This window comes from Nocardioides marmorisolisilvae, from assembly GCF_003725775.1.
GTDB classification, from domain to species: domain Bacteria; phylum Actinomycetota; class Actinomycetes; order Propionibacteriales; family Nocardioidaceae; genus Marmoricola; species Marmoricola marmorisolisilvae.
The window spans coordinates 1,013,498-1,030,565 of the sequence record NZ_RJSG01000002.1 but is presented as its reverse complement, the minus strand read 5'-3'; the positions used below and the strand labels follow the sequence as shown (position 1 = coordinate 1,030,565).

The following is a 17,068-nucleotide window of genomic DNA, read 5'->3' as shown; positions in this document are numbered from 1 at the left end:
GCGTCGAGACCGGCAGCTTGAGCTGTCCCGGAACGAGCTTGGACTCCAGGTCCGGCACGGCCACGTCCTCCCGCTACCGCTCGACGGTGCCGTAGATGACGGTGGCGCTCCGCGGCTCGGAGCCCTTCACACCCGAGGTGTCCATCGAGACGAAGCGGAAGGTGTCACCCTTGCGCGGCTTGGTGGCGTCCACCGAGTGGCTCCAGGTGCCGCACAGCACGCCGTTGGCGTCGACGTCCTTCTCGTTCTTCACCGAGTCCCCCTCCAGGCACAGCTGGGAGGTCTTGGAGTCGAAGCTGACCACGGTCGCGGTGGTCCGGTGCGGGGTGTCCGGTCCGGCCACGGTCCCGATCAGGTACCCGGCCACCAGGCAGAGTGCGCCACCGGCGACGAAGACCGGGGTCGGCAGGGTCACGTTTCCCACAGGCAGAGCATGGCACGCGGGGTGTGAGCAGACGCGCAGCGACCCCGGTGGTTCACCGGGGTCGGGTCAGTTCGGGTGCAGCCGGATGACGTCGGCTACCTGCGCGGACTGCACCCAGACGTCTTCGATGGTGACCCGGTTGTCCGGCCAGCGCCGCAGCACCACCCAGTCGCCCGGGGACGCCGCGCAGCCGCGGTCGCGCGCGATGCGGCAGAGCATCGAGCCGCCGTAGCTGGCTCTGATCTCACCTCGGTCGGTGAGCACGCGTGCGATCCCGGTCTCGCAGGCGAGGACGCACCCGACCCAGGGGTCGAGGCGGGCGACACGCTGGGCGCTCATCCGCGCCCGTGCCGGAAACGGGTAGTCACGCCTCCAATGTAAGGCCGTCCCGGGGGTGCCGCACCGGATTATTCGTCCGTATCGTCCGTTGGACTCCGCCACGGGAGCACCGCATCCAGGGAGAGGCGGTTGCGCAGCTCCGAGCGGGCGGTGGTGATCTCCTTCTGCGGCCAGATCTGGTCGAAGGCCGCGTTCAGCGCAGCGCCGATCAGCACGGCGATGGAGAGCAGGTAGAGCCAGAGCAGGACCGCGATCGGCGTGGAGAGCGGGCCGTAGATCGAGGTGGAGTTCTTCGCGGTCGCGACCAGGGTCCAGCGGAGCACCGCCGACCCGACGATCCAGCAGAACAGCGTGAACACGGCACCCGGGACGTTGTACCGCCAGGCCGTCCGGACCGGCACCGAGACGTGGTACAGCGTGGTGAGGAAGCAGACCGAGAGCACCAGCACGATCGGCCAGTACAGGTGGAAGAGCCAGTCCATGCTGTCCGGCAGCGCTTCGTTGACCAGGCTCGGGCCGGCGAGCACCAGCGGCAAGGTGATGACGCCGGTGAGCATGCCGAGGATGTAGAGCAGGAACGAGAGCGCGCGGGTGCGGATGATGCCGCGGACGTCGCCGAGCCCGTACATGATCGTGATGGTGTCGACGAAGACGTTGAGTGCCCGCGAGCCCGACCAGAGTGCGAGGACGAAGCCGACCGAGATCACGTCGTAGCGACCGCCGGAGAGCACGTCGTTCAGCGTCGGCCGGATGATGTCGTGCACGGTGTCCGGGGTGAGCGCCTGGCCGGAGAGGTCGAGGACCTTGTTGCGCACCTCGTCGATCCGGGTGTCGCTGAACTGCGCGAAGACGTAGCCGATGGAGCCGGCCAGCGCGAAGATCAGCGGCGGCAGCGAGAGCAGTGCGAAGAAGGCCGCCTCGGCCGCGAGGCCGGTGACCCGGTTGCGCATGCAGATGGCCACCGTCGAGACGATCAGCCGCCAGATCGCGTGCCGGAACCTGGGCAGCGTCCAGTCGAAGCTCGCTGCCTGGGCCATGGGGTCAACCGTACGGCCCACGAGCGCGAGTTCACCGCACCTCGGGCGTGGGGTGTGACCTACTCGAACCGGACCGATGCCGCCACGGCGTCGTACTGGGCGGGCGGCGTCTTCACGTCCGCACCCTTGGCGGCGTACTGGAGCTGGAACAGGCGTCCGCCCAGGTCGACCATCCGGACGAACACGGTGATCGCGGTGCCGCTGGCGTCGGCGGTGAACCGGCCGTTGCGGGCGTCGTGCCCGCGGTAGTTGGCGGTGTCGTTCTCGCGGACCACCCCGCCGATGTTCTTGGCCGCCCCGGTGACCGCCTTGTCGAGGTCCACGACGGTCCCCGTCGGGTACGCCGTCAGCGCGACCAGGTACGTCCCCTTCGGGTCGTCCGGAGTGCTGTAGAGCACCGCCTTGACCTTGCCGGTGGCGGTCGGCACGGTCCGCACCGTCCGGGTCGCCTTGGCGGGGAGCCTCATGGTGAAGCCGTCCCCCTTCAGGGTGACGAAACCGGCGGTCGGGCTCTTCGGCGCGGAGTCGTCGCCGCTGCCACCGCATCCGGCGAGCGCCAGGCAGGCGACGAGCAGCGTCGCCAGAGCGATGGTCAGGGCACGCGTCCGAGGCACCCGGCGACGATATCGTCCGGTCATGAGCGGACGTGAAGCGCTCGGAGCAGCAGCTGTCAGCGACGACGAGCTCGCCGCGATCGTGGCGCGCAGCCACGGCACCGAGGTGCCCGGGACCTTGCTCGACGTCGACGTCACCGAGGTCCCCTACGGCCTGGACGCGATCAGCACCGCGGGTCGGCACCGGGTCCGCGGCACCGCCCGGTACGCCGACGGGGATCGACCGTTCAGCCTGTTCGTGAAGCAGGTCCAGTCCTGGGAGCGCTCCGCGATCTTCCAGCAGGTCCCCGAGGAGATCCGCGAGCTGGCGGCCACCGGCTTCCCGTGGCGGATCGAGCCCCTGGTCTACCGCTCCGACCTGGCAGCCCGGCTCCCGGACGGGCTGCGGATGCCGCGCTCGTTCGGCGTCTTCGAGCTCGACGAGCTCTCGGCATCGATCTGGCTCGAGGACGTCCCGATCCGCGCCGTGACCTGGGACCTGCCCCGCTACGAGCGAGCCGCGCACCTGCTCGGCCGGATGGCCGGCAGCCCGGAGGTGGCCGTCCGCGCCGGCGTCGGCGAGTTCGACTGGAACGTCGGTGCCTACATCGGCGGTCGGCTGACCCACCAGGTGTTCCCGATGCTGCGCGTCGACGAGCTCTGGGAGCACCCGCTCATCGCCGGCTCCTTCGATGCCGCCCTGCGCGGGCGGCTGCTCGCGATCGCCGAGAACATCTGGGACTACGGCCACGAGCTGATGGCCCTGCCGACCGCCAACGCCCACGGCGATGCCTGCCCCAACAACCTGCTGGTGCGTCCCGACGACGAGACCTCGTTCACCCTCATCGACTTCGGCTTCTGGATGGAGCTGCCGGTCGGCTTCGACCTGGGCCAGCTGCTCGTCGGCGACGTCCAGATCGGGGCGCGCAGCAGCGACGACCTGGCCGAGCGGGACGAAGCCTGCCTGGTGGCCTACCACCACGGGCTGGCGGCTGAGGGCTACGCGATCGACCTGGCCGTGCTGCGCAGGGCGCACGCCGTGCACCTGTTGCTGTTCACGGGGGTGTCCGCGTTCCCGTGGGACCTGGTGCACGGACCGCTGACGCCCGAGGTGCAGGCGATCGCCGCGTCGCGCGCGGCGATCACCCGCTACGTCCTCGACCTGGTCGAGGCCACGAGCTAGGTCAGCTCAGCTCGAGACCCGGGTACAGCGGGTTCGCCTCGAGCAGCTCGGCGGACTGCGCGCGGATCCGGTCGGCGACACCGTCGGCCAGGTTGTACGTCGCCTTCGACGGCGCGCCGGCACTGATGGTGCCCGGCGTGGTGTTCGAGAGCACCTCGACGATCATCGAGGCGACCGTGTCGAACTCGTCCTTGCCGAAGCCACGGGTGGTCAGCGCCGGCGTGCCCAGGCGGACGCCGGTCGTGTACCAGGCACCGTTCGGGTCGTTCGGGACCGAGTTGCGGTTGGTGACCACTCCGGCGTCGAGCAGCGCCGACTCGGCCTGGCGACCGGTCAGGCCGAACGAGGCGACGTCGAGCAGCACGATGTGGTTGTCGGTGCCGCCGGTGACGAGCTTGGCGTCGCGGGACAGGAAGCCCTCGGCCAGCGCCTTGGCGTTGTCGGCGATGTTCTGGGCGTAGGTCTGGAACGACGGCTGGCGCGCCTCGGCCAGCGCCACGGCCTTGGCAGCCATCACGTGCGAGAGCGGGCCGCCGAGCACCATCGGGCAGCCGCGGTCGACGTCGGCCGCGAACTCCTCCTGGGCCAGCACCAGGCCACCGCGCGGGCCGCGCAGCGACTTGTGGGTGGTCGTCGTGGTGATGTGCGCGAACGGCACCGGGTTCTCGTCACCGGTGAAGACCTTGCCCGCGACCAGACCGGCGAAGTGCGCCATGTCGACCATCAGGGTCGCGCCGACCTCGTCGGCGATCTCGCGCATCTTGGCGAAGTTCACCCGGCGCGGGTAGGCCGAGTAACCGGCGACCAGGACAGCCGGCTTGAACTCGCGGGCCTTGGCGGCGACCACGTCGTAGTCGAGCAGGCCGGTCTCCGGGTCGGTGCCGTACTGCTGCTGGTGGAACATCTTGCCGCTGATGTTCGGGCGGAAGCCGTGGGTCAGGTGACCGCCGGCGTCCAGGGCCATGCCGAGCAGGCGCTGGTTGCCGAACTCGTGGCGCAGCTGCTCCCAGTCGGTCTCGGAGAGCTCGTTGACGTTCTTGACGTTGTACTTCTCCAGCGCCGGGGTCTCGACGCGGTGGGCCAGGATCGACCAGAACGCGACCAGGTTGGCGTCGATGCCCGAGTGCGGCTGGGCGTAGGCGTACGGCGCGCCGAAGAGCTCGCGGGCGTGCTCGGCGGCCAGCGACTCGATCGTGTCGACGTTCTGGCAGGCCGCGTAGAAGCGGTGCCCGACGGTGCCCTCGGCGTACTTGTCGGAGAACCAGGTGCCCATAGTGAGCAGCACGGCCGGGGAGGCGTAGTTCTCCGAGGCGATCAGCTTGAGCGACGAGCGCTGGTCAGCCAGCTCCTTGCGTGTGGCCTCCGCCACACGCGGCTCGACCGAGGCGATGACCTCCAGCATGGCGTCGTAGGCGGCAGAGGTCGTCTTCGCGAGGGATTCAGCGCTCATGGGCACAGCCTAGGGCCGGGTTCCGGGGGTGTCCGGGGCGGCCAGCCGTGTACCAAATGCCGGACAAGCATCTCATTGCATGAGATTCCGGTTTGTGGAAGAGCAGTCCGGAACCTGAGACTTGTCCCATGATCAGTGCCGCCACCTCGACCTGGCTCGTGACGCGTCGTCACGTGGACCTGGGTCGTACCGGCAGCATGATGTGTTGGCCCCGCTGAACTCGCCGACGTTCACCACGTACGCAGCGTCGCGTGCGCCCCCTTTTTCAGCGAAGGACCCACCCGAGAAATGCCTGACCTGCGTTTCGATTCGCAACCGCCTCGCCACACCGAGGTGCCCCGGCCCAAGCGCGCCGAGGGCCAGTGGTCGTTCGGCCTGCGCGAGCCCCTGAACAAGAACGAGCAGTCCAAGAAGGACAACGACCCGCTCAACGTGCGGGACCGGATCCTCTACACCTACTCCAAGCGCGGCTTCGACTCGATCGACCCGGCCGACCTCGGTGGCCGCTTCCGCTGGATGGGTCTCTACACCCAGCGCAAGCCGGGCATCGACGGCGGCAAGACCGGCGCGCTCGAGGAGCACGAGCTCGACGACCGCTTCTTCATGATGCGGGTCCGCACCGACGGCCAGATCCTCTCGGCCGACGCGCTGCGCACGCTGGGCGCGATCAGCACCGAGTTCGCCCGCGACACCGCGGACGTCACCGACCGCAACAACATCCAGTACCACTGGATCGAGGTCGAGAACGTCCCGACGATCTGGGAGCGGCTCGACGCGGTCGGCCTGACCACGCTCGAGGCGTGCGGCGACTCCCCCCGCCCGTTCCTGGGTTCGCCGGTCGCCGGCATCGCCAAGGACGAGCTCATCGACGGCTCCGAGGCGCTGCTGGAGATCAAGCGCCGCGCGCTGAACAACCCGGCGTTCTCCAACCTGCCGCGCAAGTTCAAGACCGCGCTCACCGGCCACCCGAGCCACGACGTGGCCCCCGAGGTCAACGACGTGTCGTTCGTCGGCACGGTGCACCCCGAGCACGGCCCCGGCTTCGACGTCTGGGTCGGCGGTGGTCTCTCGACCAACCCGATGCTGGCCCAGAAGCTCGGTGTCTGGATCCCGACCGAGCAGGTCCCCGACGTCTGGGAAGGCGTGGCCGGCATCTTCCGCGACTACGGCTACCGCCGGCTGCGCTCGCGGGCCCGCCTGAAGTTCCTGGTCGCCGACTGGGGCGTGGAGAAGTTCCGCGAGGTCCTCGAGAACGAGTACCTCGGCACGAAGCTCGTCACCTGCGACTCCCCCGAGGTCCCGCAGCACCAGGGTGACCACATCGGCGTGCACGAGCAGAAGGACGGCAACTTCTACATCGGCGTCGCTCCGGTCGTCGGCCGCACCGCCGGTCCGGTCCTGACCGGGCTGGGCGAGCTCGTCGAGAAGCACGGTGCCCAGGGCGCCCGCCTCACGGCGTACCAGAAGCTCGTCGTCATCGGCGTGCCCGGCGCCAACGTCGACGCGTTCGTCGCCGACCTGGAGACCATCGGCCTGACCGCGAACCCGAGCAACTGGCGCCGGCGCACGATGGCCTGCACCGGCATCGAGTTCTGCAAGCTCGCGATCGTGGACACCAAGGACCGGGCGACCGCCCTCATCGGTGTCCTGGAGAACCGGTTCCCCGACCTCGACTCCCCGATCTCGATCAACGTCAACGGCTGCCCCAACGCGTGCGCGCGGACCCAGGTGGCCGACATCGGCCTCAAGGGTCAGCTCGTCCTGGACGACGACGGCAACCAGGTCGAGGGCTTCCAGGTGCACCTCGGCGGTGGCCTCGGCCTCGGCGCGAACTTCGGCCGCAAGCTGCGCGCGCACAAGGTGACCAGTGCCGGTCTCGACGACTACGTGACCACCGTGGTGACGAACTACCTGGCCGACCGCGAGGACGGCGAGCTGTTCCAGACCTGGGTGCAGCGTGCCGACGAGGTGCTGCTCAACGGCGAGAAGACGCTGGAGAGCATCTGAGATGACCGAGCGCACCGTGCTGAACCACTGCCCCTACTGCGGGGACCAGAACCTGTGGCCGCACGAGTCCGACCAGGGCTCGGGTCACGGGGAGTGGGAATGCCGGTCGTGCCTGCGGGCGTTCAAGGTCACCATGATCGGAAACCTGTCCCGGCCGCCTCTGGGAGGTGACCGATGACTGCCGCCACCACGCAGGCCGCCCGCAACGCGCGCGGCTCGCTCACCGAGGGCCGCAGCACCGAGGAGCTCAAGGACCTGGTCTTCCAGGTCGGAGCCGAGCTCGAGCTGGCCCCGGCCGAGAACATCATCGAGTGGGCCGTGGCCACCTTCGGCTCACGCTTCTGCGTCACCTCCTCGATGGGCGACGCGGTCCTGGCGCACCTGGTCTCCAAGGTCGCTCCCGGCGTGGACGTGATCTTCCTCGACACCGGCTACCACTTCGCCGAGACCATCGGCACCCGTGACGCCGTGGCCGCGACCATGCCGGTGAACCTGCTCAACATCACCCCGGTGCAGACCGTGGCCGAGCAGGACGCCGAGTTCGGCGCCGAGCTCTACAAGCGCGACCCGGACCTGTGCTGCAAGATGCGCAAAGTCGACCCGCTGAACAACATCATGAAGTCCTACGACGCCTGGGCCACCGGCCTGCGGCGCGCGGAGACCCACAACCGGGTGATCGCGCCGGTCGTCGGTTGGGACGAGAAGAAGCAGAAGGTCAAGGTCTCGCCGCTGGCCCGCTGGACCGACGACGAGGTCGAGAAGTACATCGCCGAGAACGGCGTGCTCGTGAACCCCCTGCAGTACGACGGCTACCCCTCCATCGGCTGCTGGCCGTGCACCTCGCGCGTTGCGCCCGGTGACGACCCGCGCAGCGGACGGTGGGCCGGTCAGAACAAGACCGAGTGCGGAATCCACCAGTAACCACCACCACGCAACATCGCACCGACAACGACGTCACCGCGAGATCGAAGAGAAGGGAGACCGGTCCATGACCGCTCCAGCCCTCATCGCGCTTGCCCACGGCAGTCGTGATCCCCGATCGAAGGCGACCATCGAAGCGCTCGTCGCGGAGACCCGTCTGATGCGACCGGACCTGCGGATCGAGGTCGCGTTCCTCGACCACGTGCGGCCGTCGTTCGAGACGACCGTGAACAAACTGGTCCGTGCGAAGTTCGAGGAGATCGTGGTGGTCCCGCTCCTCCTCTCCGAGGCGTTCCACGCGAAGGTGGACGTGCCCGAGGTGATCGCTGCCGCGACGGCCTCTCACCCGGGCCTGCGCATCCGCGCCACCAAGGTCCTCGGCCTGGAGCACGCGTTCCTCGAGGTGCTCGACAAGCGCCTGCGTGAGGCGCTGAGCGCCGCCCGCGTGCGCGAGCTCGACGCCCTGGTGCTGGCTGCTGCCGGTTCCTCCGACCCGCTGGCCAACCAGGCCGTCGCGCGGCTCGCCCGCGTCTGGGGTGCTCACCACAAGCTCCCCGTCACCGCGGCCTTCGCCTCGACGACTCCCCCGGCCACCGGTGAGGCGGTCCGCGCCTTCCGGGCCGAGGGTCGCCGCCACGTCGCCGTCGCCTCGATGTTCCTGGCCCCCGGCTTCCTGCCGGACCGGGCAGCCGAGCTGGCCATCGAAGCCGGCGCGGTCGCCGTCTCCGAGCCGCTGGGCGCCGACCCCGAGGTCGCCCGGACCATCCTGGCCCGGTACGCCGTGGGAGCGGTCGAGCTCGTGCCGGTCTGACACTGATCAGCGTCGTCGGCTGAAGGCCGCTCTGGCCGACGCCAGTCGCAGATAGACGCGCTTCGCGGCAGCACGTGAGTACGCGGAAAGCGTGATCCGGGGTGCCGTCGGCGCTTCACCCGACGATCGGCGAACGTGGATCGCTGTGGGTGCCGGAGAGAACTTCTCCTCACCCAGTTCTACGGAGCTCGCCACGGCGTGAGCGACGGTAGCGAGGTTCCAGAGTGGCACCGTCTGCGTTCGGTCCGCCGTGGGCACTCGCTGCAAGTACCGGTCGACGGCTTGGTGGTCGACCACGGCCCAGAACGCGTCGGGAGCGGACTCGACGATGGAGCCGAGTTCCGCACGAACCTCCGCGAGATCGGTTCGCCAGTTGAAGCTGGGTCCTTCGCCGTGCGCACCCTTCAGCGGTGCTCGCTGCACCCAGCGTGCACGCTCACCTGGATCGGAGGGCGGCAGCTCCTCAAACGCCCAGCGCTTGCCGACGAAGGGCACATCGGCGAGTTCCGGCACCAGCTCGTCGATCAGGGAGGCGAAGAACCGTTCGCTGGTGCGCTCGGCGAGTGGCACGGCCTGCACCGCCTGCACGACGTGATGATCGAAGAACGGGCGCCAGGCGAGGGAGCCCATCGAGGACGATCCGCGGGCGGCGCCGGACCAGCGAGCCGTTCGCTGCCGCAGGTAGAAGTCGGACAGCGCCAGCCCGGGAGCGCGCACGACAGCGTCCATCCAGTCCTGGAGGTCTGCCAGGTACTGCTGCTTGGCGTCCGCGGTCAGCAGCTTCTCCTGCGCCAGGGCGCGTCTGCGCAGCACCCGTCGCGCGACGTCGGGCAGTTCCGCGCCGTGCAGTGCGTTCGCGTAGTAGCCACGGAGGATCTCGCCGCCGCTGCCCGAGAACGGGATGAGAGCCGGCTTGAAGGACTCGTCGATGCGCCCGACCCGGTCGTAGGCCCCGAGCATGCCCTCTCCCAGGGCGACGGCCTCGCGCACCCGCGCCCGCGGGTCGACCTCGAGATTGTCGCCGCGCGCATTGGATCCGCGCGGGCCGGTCACCGAGTGCTCGATGCCAAGCACCTCCGCGACGCGACGGGCGATCACCACGTCCGGGTCGGCTTCGTCGCCCGCGGTGTAAGCGCGGACCGGAACACCTGCCTTGACCAGCAGCCCCGCGAGGAGGCGTGAGTCGCGACCACCAGTCAGGCCCAGCCGGATCGTGCTCGCTGTCGCGGGAAGCCCGGACACCGAAGCGATCAGTGCCTGTCCGGCCGATCCGTCGAAGTCAGCCGAGACCGCCGGCTCAAGGACGACGCCTGCTCCCTGAGTCGCGACGATTCTCCAGCCCGGGCGGAGCACACGTACACCGTCGAAGATGGTGCGGTCGGTCGTGCTGAAACCAGCATTCACGATCGCGGCCAGCCCAGCGGTGTCGAGAACGAGCTGTTCACCGAAGGCGGCGAGAGCCACCAGCTGTGCGCGGGTGCCGACGACCACGTGCTGTGCGCTCTCGGCGTAGAAGACTTGTTCTGTTCCGGAAGCGCACGAGGTTGCCACCGCACCCTGCGCCGTGACGTGGAAGTGCGCCCAGACTCCACCCGTGGCACTGGGCTCGCGACGATCCGGTGACCCGACGAAGTAGCCCGACCAGCCCTCAGCACCGTCCGGATGAAGGTTCAGTGGCTTCGCGGCGTCTGACTGCTCGTTGTGCCACACCCACAGCCCGGCGAGACCGTCTTCAGCGGACCACGACGCATCGCATCCCGTCGTACGGAACGGCAGGCTCGCCCGGGCCACCCGGTCGACCTGGTCGAGCGACGGCAGGGGCGATCCGCTCTTAGACACGGCGAGAAGGTAGGTACGCACGAATCAACGCGCCTCTACCGGACGAGCTGGCCGAGGAGTCGCTCCAGCTCAGCCGCAGGGTCCGCAGTGATGCCGCCGTGCACCGGGCCGGGCTGCACGACCGTCGACCGCGGCGCCTTGAGGAAGCCGAACCGAGTCCCGAGGTCACCGCTGGCCACGTCGCCCAGCGAGGCGTCGCCCCGGCACACGCCGTCGATGAAGGTGAGCCGTTCGCAGAGAGCATCGAGGTCGACCGCCGAGTCGAGCGCCTGGATCCGGTCGCGGTCGACGTGCCAGCGCGCGTCCAGGAAGTCGCCAGCCTGGCAGTAGAGCACCACCCCGACGTTCACGAACTCCTCACGGTCGATCCGCGGGACGCAGCGCAGCACGACGTATTGGTACGGGCTCATGCCGCACCCCGCTTGGGGAGCCAGCTGCGGTTGCCGTCGCGACGAGCCACCAGGAACGCCCGGTACGCCGCCCGCATCTCGGCCGGGCTCACCGGTCCGACCAGCCACTCGTCGGGGACCCGGCCGAGGATCTCATCCAGAACAGCGTCGGTGATCCGGGCTCCGAGCTCGACATCCAGGCGCGCCACCGCATCCAGGTGCGCGCCGAGGACGTGGTCGTCGGCCGACCACGGCTGCTCGGCGAACCGCTGAGGATCCGTGAGCCCGCCCGCCCAGCCGTGGTGGAAGTACAGGGAGGCCCCGTGGTCGATCACCCAGACGTCGCCGTGCCACACCAGCAGGTTCGGGTTGCGCCAGCTTCGGTCGACGTTGGCGACGTACGCGTCCAGCCACATCACCGTGGCGGCGTAGGTGGAGTCGACCTCGACGCCCGAGTCGAACCCGAAGGAGCCCGGCAGGAAGTCCACCCCGAGGTTGAGCCCGAGGCTGGCGTTCAGCAGGTCCTGGACCTCCTCGTCGGCCTCGTAGCGTGCGATCGGCTCGGTCAGGTCCACCTCGACCAGGCTCGGGGTCTTCAGGCCGAGCGCCTCGGCCAGACCGCTCACGATCACCTCGGCGACCAGCACCGGGAGACCTTGGCCGGCGCCGCGGAACTTGCAGACATAGGTGCCCAGGTCGTCCGCCTCGACGATGCCGGGCAGCGACCCGCCCTCCCGCAGCGGGGTGACGAACCTGGTGGCGGTCACCCGGGGCAGGCCGCTCACTTCTCGTCCTCCAGCCGGGCGCGCTGCTCCGCGATGTCGTAGTCGGGCGCCGGCCAGTCGAGGTTCATCGCCGCCAGGTGGTCGCGCAGCAGCCGACCGATCGCCCAGTTGCGGTACCACTTGCGATCGCTCGGGATGACGAACCACGGGGCGTGGTCGGTGTTGCAGCGCTCGAGCGCGATCTCGTACGCCTTCTGGTAGTCGTCCCAGTAGCCGCGCTCGTCGACGTCCTCGGGCTTGAACTTCCACTGCTTCGTCGGGTCGTCGAGCCGCGCGAGCAGGCGCTCCTTCTGGGTCTCCTTGGAGATGTGCAGCATGCACTTCACGATCACGGTGCCGGAGTCGACGAGGTTCTTCTCGAAGGCGTTGATGGCGTCGTAGCGGCGCTCGATCTCAGGTGCGTCGGTGAGCTGGTGGACCTTGACCACGAGCACGTCCTCGTAGTGCGAACGGTCGAAGATGCCGATCTCGCCCGCGGCCGGCACCTCGCGCTCGATCCGCCAGAGGAAGTCGTGCGAGAGCTCCTCCCTGGTCGGCTTCTTGAACGACTTCAGGTGCATCCCGCCCGGGTCGAGCAGGCCGACCGCATGCGAGAGGATCCCGCCCTTGCCGGAGGTGTCCATGCCCTGGAGCACCAGCAGGAGGCGTTGCTTGCCTTCGGTGTAGCCGTGGGCGAAGAGCTTCTCCTGAAGGTCGGCCATCTCCGGGCCGAGCTCGGGCAGCTCCTTCTCGGCATCCTTCTTGCCGCCGTCGAACCCCGGCGTGCCGTCGGTCGGATGGTCGGCCAGGCTTCCCCGGAATCTGAGCTCGTCGCGCAGCGCCATGGGCCGAGGTTATCCATCCTCGCGATGTCGGGGCGCACGGCTAGGCTCACCGGCATGGATCTCCCGGTGATGCCGCCCGTCCAGCCGATGCTCGCCAAGTCGGTGAAGGGCATCCCGGACCCGGCCAAGTTCGACGGCGGGCTCTCCTTCGAACCGAAGTGGGACGGCTTCCGGTGCATCGTGTTCAAGGACGGCGACGAGGTCGAGCTGACCTCGCGCAACACCAAGCCGTTGACCCGGTACTTCCCGGAGGTGGTCGAGGCCCTGGCCGCGCAGCTGCCGGAGCGCTGCGTCCTGGACGGTGAGCTCTTCGTCGCGATCGGTCCTCGCCTCGAGTTCGAGGTGCTGCAGGAACGAATCCACCCCGCGGCGTCGCGGATCAAGCTGCTCTCGGTCGAGGCCCCCGCCAGCTTCGTCGCCTTCGACATGCTCGCCCTCGGCGACGAGGACCTGACGCCCCTCCCCTTCAGCGAGCGGCGCTCCCGGATGGAGAAGGCGCTGACCGGCCTGTCCGGTCCCGTGCACCTGACCCGGACGACCCTGGACCCGACCGAGGCGGAGGGCTGGTTCGAGCAGTTCGAGGGCGCCGGCCTGGACGGCGTGGTCGCCAAGCCGATGTCGGCGCCGTACCAGCAGAACGCGCGCACGATGCTCAAGATCAAGCACGCCCGGACCGCCGACGTCGTCGTCGCCGGTTACCGCGAGCACAAGAACTCCACGCCGGAGCGGCCGCTGCTGGGCAGCCTGCTGCTCGGCCTGTACGCCGACGGCGAGCTCCAGCACGTCGGGGTCGCGGCCTCCTTCACCGAGGCCCGCCGCGCCGAGCTGATCGAGGAGCTCCAGCCGCTGGTGGTGCCGCTGTCGGACCACCCGTGGGGCAAGTGGCAGGAGTTCCTGACCGCCAACCCCGACCGGGTGCCTGGTACCCAGTCGCGCTGGAGCCAGGGCAAGGACCTGTCCTTCACGCCGCTGCGACCCGAGCGGGTGCTCGAGGTCGGCTACGAGCACATGGAGGGCCGCCGGTTCCGGCACACCGCGCAGTTCAAGCACTGGCGGCTGGACCGTGACCCGGAGTCGTGCACCTATGAACAGCTGGAGGAGCCGGTGAGCTACGACCTGACTAAGGTGTTGGGATGAGCGACTACGACGTGGTGCTCCTGGTGGAGCAGGCGCTGACCGCCCAGGACGCGCAGCAGGTCCGCAGCCTGCACGAGGACATCGAGGACCCGGTTCTGTACCACGTGCTCGTCCCGGTCGAGGACAGCGCGGCGCGCATCGAAGCAGGCATGGGGACCCTCGCGACCGGCGAGGTGCTGTCCGCGCCGACCCTGCTCAGCGACCCGGAGTCGTTGCAGAGCCTGCAGAACGACCTGCTCGACGTGGCCCGCGAGGCGGTGAAGTCGTCGGTCGCGGCGATCGAGGCGGCCGGAGGCAAGGCTGTCGGCGACCTGATCTCGGTCGACCCGATCCAGGGACTGGCCGGCAAGGTCACCGAGGTCGACGCCCGCGAGGCGATCATCCTCACCCGCCCGCACGTGGTCTCGGAGTTCTTCCACCTCGACTGGACCTCGCGTGCGCGCCGCAAGCTCGGCGTCCCGGTGCTGCACCTGCTCGAGCACGAGACCTTCGACGAGCAGGCCGGTGAGGGCGAAGGGATCAGCGGGCTCTGATGCTGATCTCGGCGATGGACGGTCGCGGCATCAACGTTCAGCGGCGGTGGTTCCCCTGGAAGGTGAAGAAGCGTGACGTCTCGGGGAACGCGCTCGAGGCGATGGACCTCACCGACGGCATCGAGGGCATCGTCTTCGGGCTGATCTTCGCGATCCTGGTCGTCCTGTTCGGCAGCATCATCTTCTTCGGCTTCGAGCTGGTCGTGGTCCTGGTGCTGCTGATCCCGATCCTCGCGCTGCTGCGCGTCTTCTGGGTGCTGCCCTGGATCGTCGAGGCCACCCACGGCAACGAGCTGCTCGGGGTCGAGAAGGTCCGGGGCTGGCGGGACTCCGAGGAGCGCATCCGCGACATCGCGGCGGCCTACCAGCGCGGCGAGGACCCGTTCCTGGGCAAGCGGATCCCCTGACTCAGGGAATCGCCGGCGGCTTGGACTTCACCGGCACCAGGTAGTTCGCGAAGACCCACTCAGCCTGGGTGGTGCCGTACCGGTCGTCGACGTGCACGACCATCGCCTGCCACAGGCTCGGACCCGCCAGCTGCGCGACCTGGCGCCAGGCGATGACCAAGCCCGGGCGCGGAGCGGCGTTGAACGCACCGAGCACCCACACGTGTCGCACGCGGGCGGGCTGGGCGGGCTCCATGGGAGCCCATCGTAGGACAGTTGTTCGAACGCTTGTTCGAATCAGCCCATCACGCGCAGCTGGTAGAACCCGTGCGTCCTGGCGACGACGGTCCCGTCCTCCCCCACGACCTCGGTGAGCAGCTCGAAGTTGGCCTTGCCGGTTTCCGTCGCCTCCGACTGGACCCGAGCCTGCTCCTCCTCCGACAGCGTCGTGCTGGCGGTCGCAGCCGTCATCGCCGGCCGGGTGAAGTCGATCTCCAGGCGCTTCACGATCGGGATCGCTCCCGGGACCTGGAAGAAGCCGCCGATGATCCCGCCGAGCATCTCGGCGACGGAGAACAGCGAGCCGGCGTACGCGACGCCGAAGTGGTTCACGTTCGGCCCGGTCGGGATCCGGGCTGCTGCCCGCCCTGGCTCTGCCACCAGGACCTCCAGGCCCATCTGCCCCAGGATCGGCACCACGGCGTGCACCATCTCGGTCTGCTCGGTCAGCACGTCAGTCATGCGCCGAAGATAGCGGCTCTACTCCTCGATGCGGTTGCCGTCCTCGTCCCAGTGCGCGGCGACCTTCTTGGACGGCTGCACCCGGGGCGGCTCGCCGGGCATCTTGGGGTAGTCCGGCGGGTAGTTCAGCTCGACCGCGCCCTGGGCCTCCCAGCAGTCCAGCAGCGGCTGCAGCGAGTTCGCCACGTCGTCGATCCCGGCCCACGGGTCGCCATCGGTCATCCGCTCCGGGACGGTGAACAGGTTCCAGACCTTCGGGTCCTTCACACCGGCGAGCTCCTCCCAGGTCATCGGGGTGGAGACCGGCGCACCGGGCAGCGGCCGCAGCGAGTACGCCGAGGCGATCGTCCGGTCGCGCGAGTTCTGGTTGAAGTCCACGAAGATGCGCTCGCCGCGCTCCTCCTTCCACCAGGCGGTCGTGACCTGGTCGTCGCGCTTCTCCAGCTCGCGGCCGAACGCGATCGCCGCGTGGCGGACGTCGGTGAAGTCCCAGCGCGGCTCGATCCGCACGTAGATGTGCACACCCCGGTTGCCCGAGCTCTTCGGGAACCCCACCAGTCCGAGGTCGTCGAGCAGCTCCTTGGCGACCCCCGCCACGCGCACCGCGTCGCTGAAGCCGGTGCCTGGCTGCGGGTCGAGGTCGATGCGCAGCTCGTCGGGTCGGTCCACGTCGTCGCGGCGTACCGGCCACGGGTGGAAGGTCAGCGTGCCCATCTGCGCGCACCAGACCGGTACGGCGATCTCGGTCGGGCACACCTCCTTGGCGGTCCGTCCCGAGGGGAAGGTGACCTGGCAGTCCTCGAGGTAGTCGGGCGCGCCCATGGGCACCCGCTTCTGGTAGAACGCGTCAGCCTTCTCCCCCGGCCGGCCGGTGCCGAGCTTGATGCCCGGCTGGACGCCCTTGGGCCAGCGCTCCAGCGCGGTCGGGCGGTTGCGCAGCGCCCGCATCAGGCCGTCCCCGACACCCGCGAAGAACTCCGCGACCATCAGCTTGGTCACCTCGGGCGTGGACTCGGTCGCCGGGTAGATGACGCGGTCGGGACTGGAGACCCGGACAGCACGATCCCCGGCGATCACCTCGGCGGCAGGAGTGGCCATGGCACCGACCTTAACTACACTCGCCGACATGCCACGACGACCTATGACCGTGACCGACTCGGTCGACGTCTCCGCCTCGCCGGAAGCCATCTGGACCCAGGTGGCCGACCCCGCGAACATGCCGCGCTGGAGCCCGGAGAACACCGGTGCCCCTGACGGCGCCGGCCGCATCCTCGCCACCGGCGACGTCTTCACCGGGCGCAACAAGCGGGGACCTGCCCGATGGATCACCCGCTGCACGGTGACCGCGTCCGAGCCAGGTCAGGTCTTCTCGTTCGACGTCCAGGCGATCGGCGTACGGGCACCGTGGCTGCGCGGCAAGATCGCCAACTGGACCTACACCTTCGAGCCCGTCGGAAGCGGGACCAGGGTCACCGAGACGTGGACCGACCACCGCTCCTGGTGGCCGGACTGGTTCGCCGCCGGATTCGACAAGGTCGCGACCGGCAGTCGGTTCTACAAGTTCCAGGTCGGCAACATCGGTCGGACCTTGAAGAACCTGAAGGCAGACTTCGAAGCCTGATGGGTCTGACGTCCTGGTTCCGTAACCTCCTGACCCCTCGTGGGCCTG

21 protein-coding genes are annotated in these 17,068 nt (G+C 69.2%); 9 read left to right on the top strand and 12 right to left on the bottom strand.

Annotation, left to right across the window (positions count from 1 at the left end; translation table 11 throughout):
- Positions 1 to 73: 73 nt before the first annotated feature.
- From EFL95_RS08925 to EFL95_RS08910, 4 genes are all read right to left on the bottom strand, one after another.
- A complete protein-coding gene (locus EFL95_RS08925; protein WP_148045018.1) occupies positions 74 to 424 on the bottom strand; it encodes a hypothetical protein in 351 nt (116 codons plus the stop codon).
- A gap of 66 nt (positions 425 to 490) precedes the next feature.
- On the bottom strand, positions 491 to 763 hold the full coding sequence (locus tag EFL95_RS08920; RefSeq protein WP_123233647.1) for a hypothetical protein: 273 nt from the start codon (positions 761 to 763) through the stop codon (positions 491 to 493).
- 68 nt (positions 764 to 831) lie between these two features.
- The gene (locus tag EFL95_RS08915) at positions 832 to 1,800 is read right to left on the bottom strand and encodes a YihY/virulence factor BrkB family protein (protein WP_246004870.1); all 969 of its coding nucleotides are present in this window, start codon (positions 1,798 to 1,800) and stop codon (positions 832 to 834) included.
- 59 nt (positions 1,801 to 1,859) lie between these two features.
- Positions 1,860 to 2,414, bottom strand: coding sequence for a hypothetical protein (locus EFL95_RS08910; protein ID WP_183407104.1), 555 nt, complete (start codon positions 2,412 to 2,414; stop codon positions 1,860 to 1,862).
- 22 nt (positions 2,415 to 2,436) lie between these two features.
- Between EFL95_RS08910 and EFL95_RS08905 the strand changes: the two genes are divergently transcribed.
- Positions 2,437 to 3,576 carry a phosphotransferase gene (locus EFL95_RS08905; protein WP_183407103.1) on the top strand — a complete coding sequence of 380 codons (1,140 nt, stop codon included), beginning with the start codon at positions 2,437 to 2,439 and terminating at the stop codon, positions 3,574 to 3,576.
- 1 nt (position 3,577) lies between these two features.
- Here the strand turns inward: EFL95_RS08905 and EFL95_RS08900 are convergent, their stop codons facing one another.
- The gene (locus tag EFL95_RS08900) at positions 3,578 to 5,026 is read right to left on the bottom strand and encodes a glycine hydroxymethyltransferase (RefSeq protein WP_123233644.1); all 1,449 of its coding nucleotides are present in this window, start codon (positions 5,024 to 5,026) and stop codon (positions 3,578 to 3,580) included.
- Between the two features lie 288 nt (positions 5,027 to 5,314).
- Between EFL95_RS08900 and EFL95_RS08895 the strand changes: the two genes are divergently transcribed.
- From EFL95_RS08895 to EFL95_RS08885, 4 genes are all read left to right on the top strand, one after another.
- Positions 5,315 to 7,033, top strand: a complete 1,719-nt coding sequence (locus EFL95_RS08895) for a nitrite/sulfite reductase (RefSeq protein WP_123233643.1) — start codon at positions 5,315 to 5,317, stop codon at positions 7,031 to 7,033.
- Between the two features lies 1 nt (position 7,034).
- Entirely contained in the window at positions 7,035 to 7,211 is a 177-nt protein-coding gene (locus tag EFL95_RS19490; RefSeq protein WP_183407102.1) for a hypothetical protein, read from the top strand.
- A complete protein-coding gene (locus tag EFL95_RS08890; protein ID WP_123233642.1) occupies positions 7,208 to 7,954 on the top strand; it encodes a phosphoadenylyl-sulfate reductase in 747 nt (248 codons plus the stop codon). Before EFL95_RS19490 ends, EFL95_RS08890 begins: the two co-directional genes overlap by 4 nt.
- Before the next feature lie 67 nt (positions 7,955 to 8,021).
- Complete coding sequence (locus EFL95_RS08885; RefSeq protein ID WP_123233641.1) at positions 8,022 to 8,765, top strand: sirohydrochlorin chelatase; 744 nt, start codon at positions 8,022 to 8,024, stop codon at positions 8,763 to 8,765.
- Between the two features lie 6 nt (positions 8,766 to 8,771).
- On the opposite strand, the gene EFL95_RS08880 is transcribed toward EFL95_RS08885, so the two are convergent.
- The 4 genes from EFL95_RS08880 to EFL95_RS08865 are packed head-to-tail and all read right to left on the bottom strand — an operon-like array spanning position 8,772 to position 12,602.
- Positions 8,772 to 10,604 carry an asparagine synthase-related protein gene (locus tag EFL95_RS08880; RefSeq protein WP_183407101.1) on the bottom strand — a complete coding sequence of 611 codons (1,833 nt, stop codon included), beginning with the start codon at positions 10,602 to 10,604 and terminating at the stop codon, positions 8,772 to 8,774.
- 35 nt (positions 10,605 to 10,639) lie between these two features.
- Complete coding sequence (locus tag EFL95_RS08875) at positions 10,640 to 11,014, bottom strand: DUF3037 domain-containing protein (protein ID WP_123233639.1); 375 nt, start codon at positions 11,012 to 11,014, stop codon at positions 10,640 to 10,642.
- Entirely contained in the window at positions 11,011 to 11,778 is a 768-nt protein-coding gene (locus EFL95_RS08870; RefSeq protein WP_246004869.1) for a HipA family kinase, read from the bottom strand. Before EFL95_RS08870 ends, EFL95_RS08875 begins: the two co-directional genes overlap by 4 nt.
- Entirely contained in the window at positions 11,775 to 12,602 is an 828-nt protein-coding gene (locus EFL95_RS08865) for a PPK2 family polyphosphate kinase (RefSeq protein WP_123233638.1), read from the bottom strand. The genes EFL95_RS08870 and EFL95_RS08865 overlap by 4 nt, the downstream gene beginning before the upstream one ends.
- 54 nt (positions 12,603 to 12,656) lie before the next feature.
- Between EFL95_RS08865 and EFL95_RS08860 the strand changes: the two genes are divergently transcribed.
- Genes EFL95_RS08860 through EFL95_RS08850 form a run of 3 tightly spaced genes read left to right on the top strand, consistent with a single transcriptional unit; the run spans position 12,657 to position 14,679 of the window.
- Positions 12,657 to 13,739: an ATP-dependent DNA ligase gene (locus EFL95_RS08860; RefSeq protein ID WP_123233637.1), complete on the top strand. Its 1,083-nt coding sequence runs from the start codon at positions 12,657 to 12,659 to the stop codon at positions 13,737 to 13,739.
- Positions 13,736 to 14,272: a hypothetical protein gene (locus EFL95_RS08855; protein WP_123233636.1), complete on the top strand. Its 537-nt coding sequence runs from the start codon at positions 13,736 to 13,738 to the stop codon at positions 14,270 to 14,272. Before EFL95_RS08860 ends, EFL95_RS08855 begins: the two co-directional genes overlap by 4 nt.
- Positions 14,272 to 14,679, top strand: coding sequence for a hypothetical protein (locus EFL95_RS08850; protein ID WP_123233635.1), 408 nt, complete (start codon positions 14,272 to 14,274; stop codon positions 14,677 to 14,679). Before EFL95_RS08855 ends, EFL95_RS08850 begins: the two co-directional genes overlap by 1 nt.
- A gap of 1 nt (position 14,680) precedes the next feature.
- On the opposite strand, the gene EFL95_RS08845 is transcribed toward EFL95_RS08850, so the two are convergent.
- Genes EFL95_RS08845 through EFL95_RS08835 form a run of 3 tightly spaced genes read right to left on the bottom strand, consistent with a single transcriptional unit; the run spans position 14,681 to position 16,497 of the window.
- The gene (locus EFL95_RS08845) at positions 14,681 to 14,914 is read right to left on the bottom strand and encodes a hypothetical protein (protein WP_148045015.1); all 234 of its coding nucleotides are present in this window, start codon (positions 14,912 to 14,914) and stop codon (positions 14,681 to 14,683) included.
- Positions 14,915 to 14,955: 41 nt separating this feature from the next.
- On the bottom strand, positions 14,956 to 15,399 hold the full coding sequence (locus EFL95_RS08840; RefSeq protein ID WP_123233633.1) for a PaaI family thioesterase: 444 nt from the start codon (positions 15,397 to 15,399) through the stop codon (positions 14,956 to 14,958).
- A gap of 18 nt (positions 15,400 to 15,417) precedes the next feature.
- Entirely contained in the window at positions 15,418 to 16,497 is a 1,080-nt protein-coding gene (locus tag EFL95_RS08835; RefSeq protein WP_123233632.1) for a DNA polymerase domain-containing protein, read from the bottom strand.
- Positions 16,498 to 16,525: 28 nt separating this feature from the next.
- On the opposite strand from EFL95_RS08835, the gene EFL95_RS08830 reads away from it, so the two are divergent.
- A complete protein-coding gene (locus EFL95_RS08830; protein ID WP_123233631.1) occupies positions 16,526 to 17,020 on the top strand; it encodes an SRPBCC family protein in 495 nt (164 codons plus the stop codon).
- Positions 17,021 to 17,068: the final 48 nt, after the last annotated feature.

What these genes read in the sequence shown, in the direction of transcription:
- EFL95_RS08920 (WP_123233647.1), bottom strand. Translation starts at nt 763, where the DNA reads ATGAGCGCCCAGCGTGTCGCCCGCCTCGACCCCTGGGTCGGGTGCGTC.
- EFL95_RS08915 (WP_246004870.1), bottom strand. Translation starts at nt 1,800, where the DNA reads ATGGCCCAGGCAGCGAGCTTCGACTGGACGCTGCCCAGGTTCCGGCAC.
- EFL95_RS08905 (WP_183407103.1), top strand. Translation starts at nt 2,437, where the DNA reads ATGAGCGGACGTGAAGCGCTCGGAGCAGCAGCTGTCAGCGACGACGAG.
- EFL95_RS08900 (WP_123233644.1), bottom strand. Translation starts at nt 5,026, where the DNA reads ATGAGCGCTGAATCCCTCGCGAAGACGACCTCTGCCGCCTACGACGCC.
- EFL95_RS08895 (WP_123233643.1), top strand. Translation starts at nt 5,315, where the DNA reads ATGCCTGACCTGCGTTTCGATTCGCAACCGCCTCGCCACACCGAGGTG.
- EFL95_RS19490 (WP_183407102.1), top strand. Translation starts at nt 7,035, where the DNA reads ATGACCGAGCGCACCGTGCTGAACCACTGCCCCTACTGCGGGGACCAG.
- EFL95_RS08890 (WP_123233642.1), top strand. Translation starts at nt 7,208, where the DNA reads ATGACTGCCGCCACCACGCAGGCCGCCCGCAACGCGCGCGGCTCGCTC.
- EFL95_RS08885 (WP_123233641.1), top strand. Translation starts at nt 8,022, where the DNA reads ATGACCGCTCCAGCCCTCATCGCGCTTGCCCACGGCAGTCGTGATCCC.
- EFL95_RS08875 (WP_123233639.1), bottom strand. Translation starts at nt 11,014, where the DNA reads ATGAGCCCGTACCAATACGTCGTGCTGCGCTGCGTCCCGCGGATCGAC.
- EFL95_RS08865 (WP_123233638.1), bottom strand. Translation starts at nt 12,602, where the DNA reads ATGGCGCTGCGCGACGAGCTCAGATTCCGGGGAAGCCTGGCCGACCAT.
- EFL95_RS08860 (WP_123233637.1), top strand. Translation starts at nt 12,657, where the DNA reads ATGGATCTCCCGGTGATGCCGCCCGTCCAGCCGATGCTCGCCAAGTCG.
- EFL95_RS08855 (WP_123233636.1), top strand. Translation starts at nt 13,736, where the DNA reads ATGAGCGACTACGACGTGGTGCTCCTGGTGGAGCAGGCGCTGACCGCC.
- EFL95_RS08850 (WP_123233635.1), top strand. Translation starts at nt 14,272, where the DNA reads ATGCTGATCTCGGCGATGGACGGTCGCGGCATCAACGTTCAGCGGCGG.
- EFL95_RS08845 (WP_148045015.1), bottom strand. Translation starts at nt 14,914, where the DNA reads ATGGAGCCCGCCCAGCCCGCCCGCGTGCGACACGTGTGGGTGCTCGGT.
- EFL95_RS08840 (WP_123233633.1), bottom strand. Translation starts at nt 15,399, where the DNA reads ATGACTGACGTGCTGACCGAGCAGACCGAGATGGTGCACGCCGTGGTG.
- EFL95_RS08835 (WP_123233632.1), bottom strand. Translation starts at nt 16,497, where the DNA reads ATGGCCACTCCTGCCGCCGAGGTGATCGCCGGGGATCGTGCTGTCCGG.
- EFL95_RS08830 (WP_123233631.1), top strand. Translation starts at nt 16,526, where the DNA reads ATGCCACGACGACCTATGACCGTGACCGACTCGGTCGACGTCTCCGCC.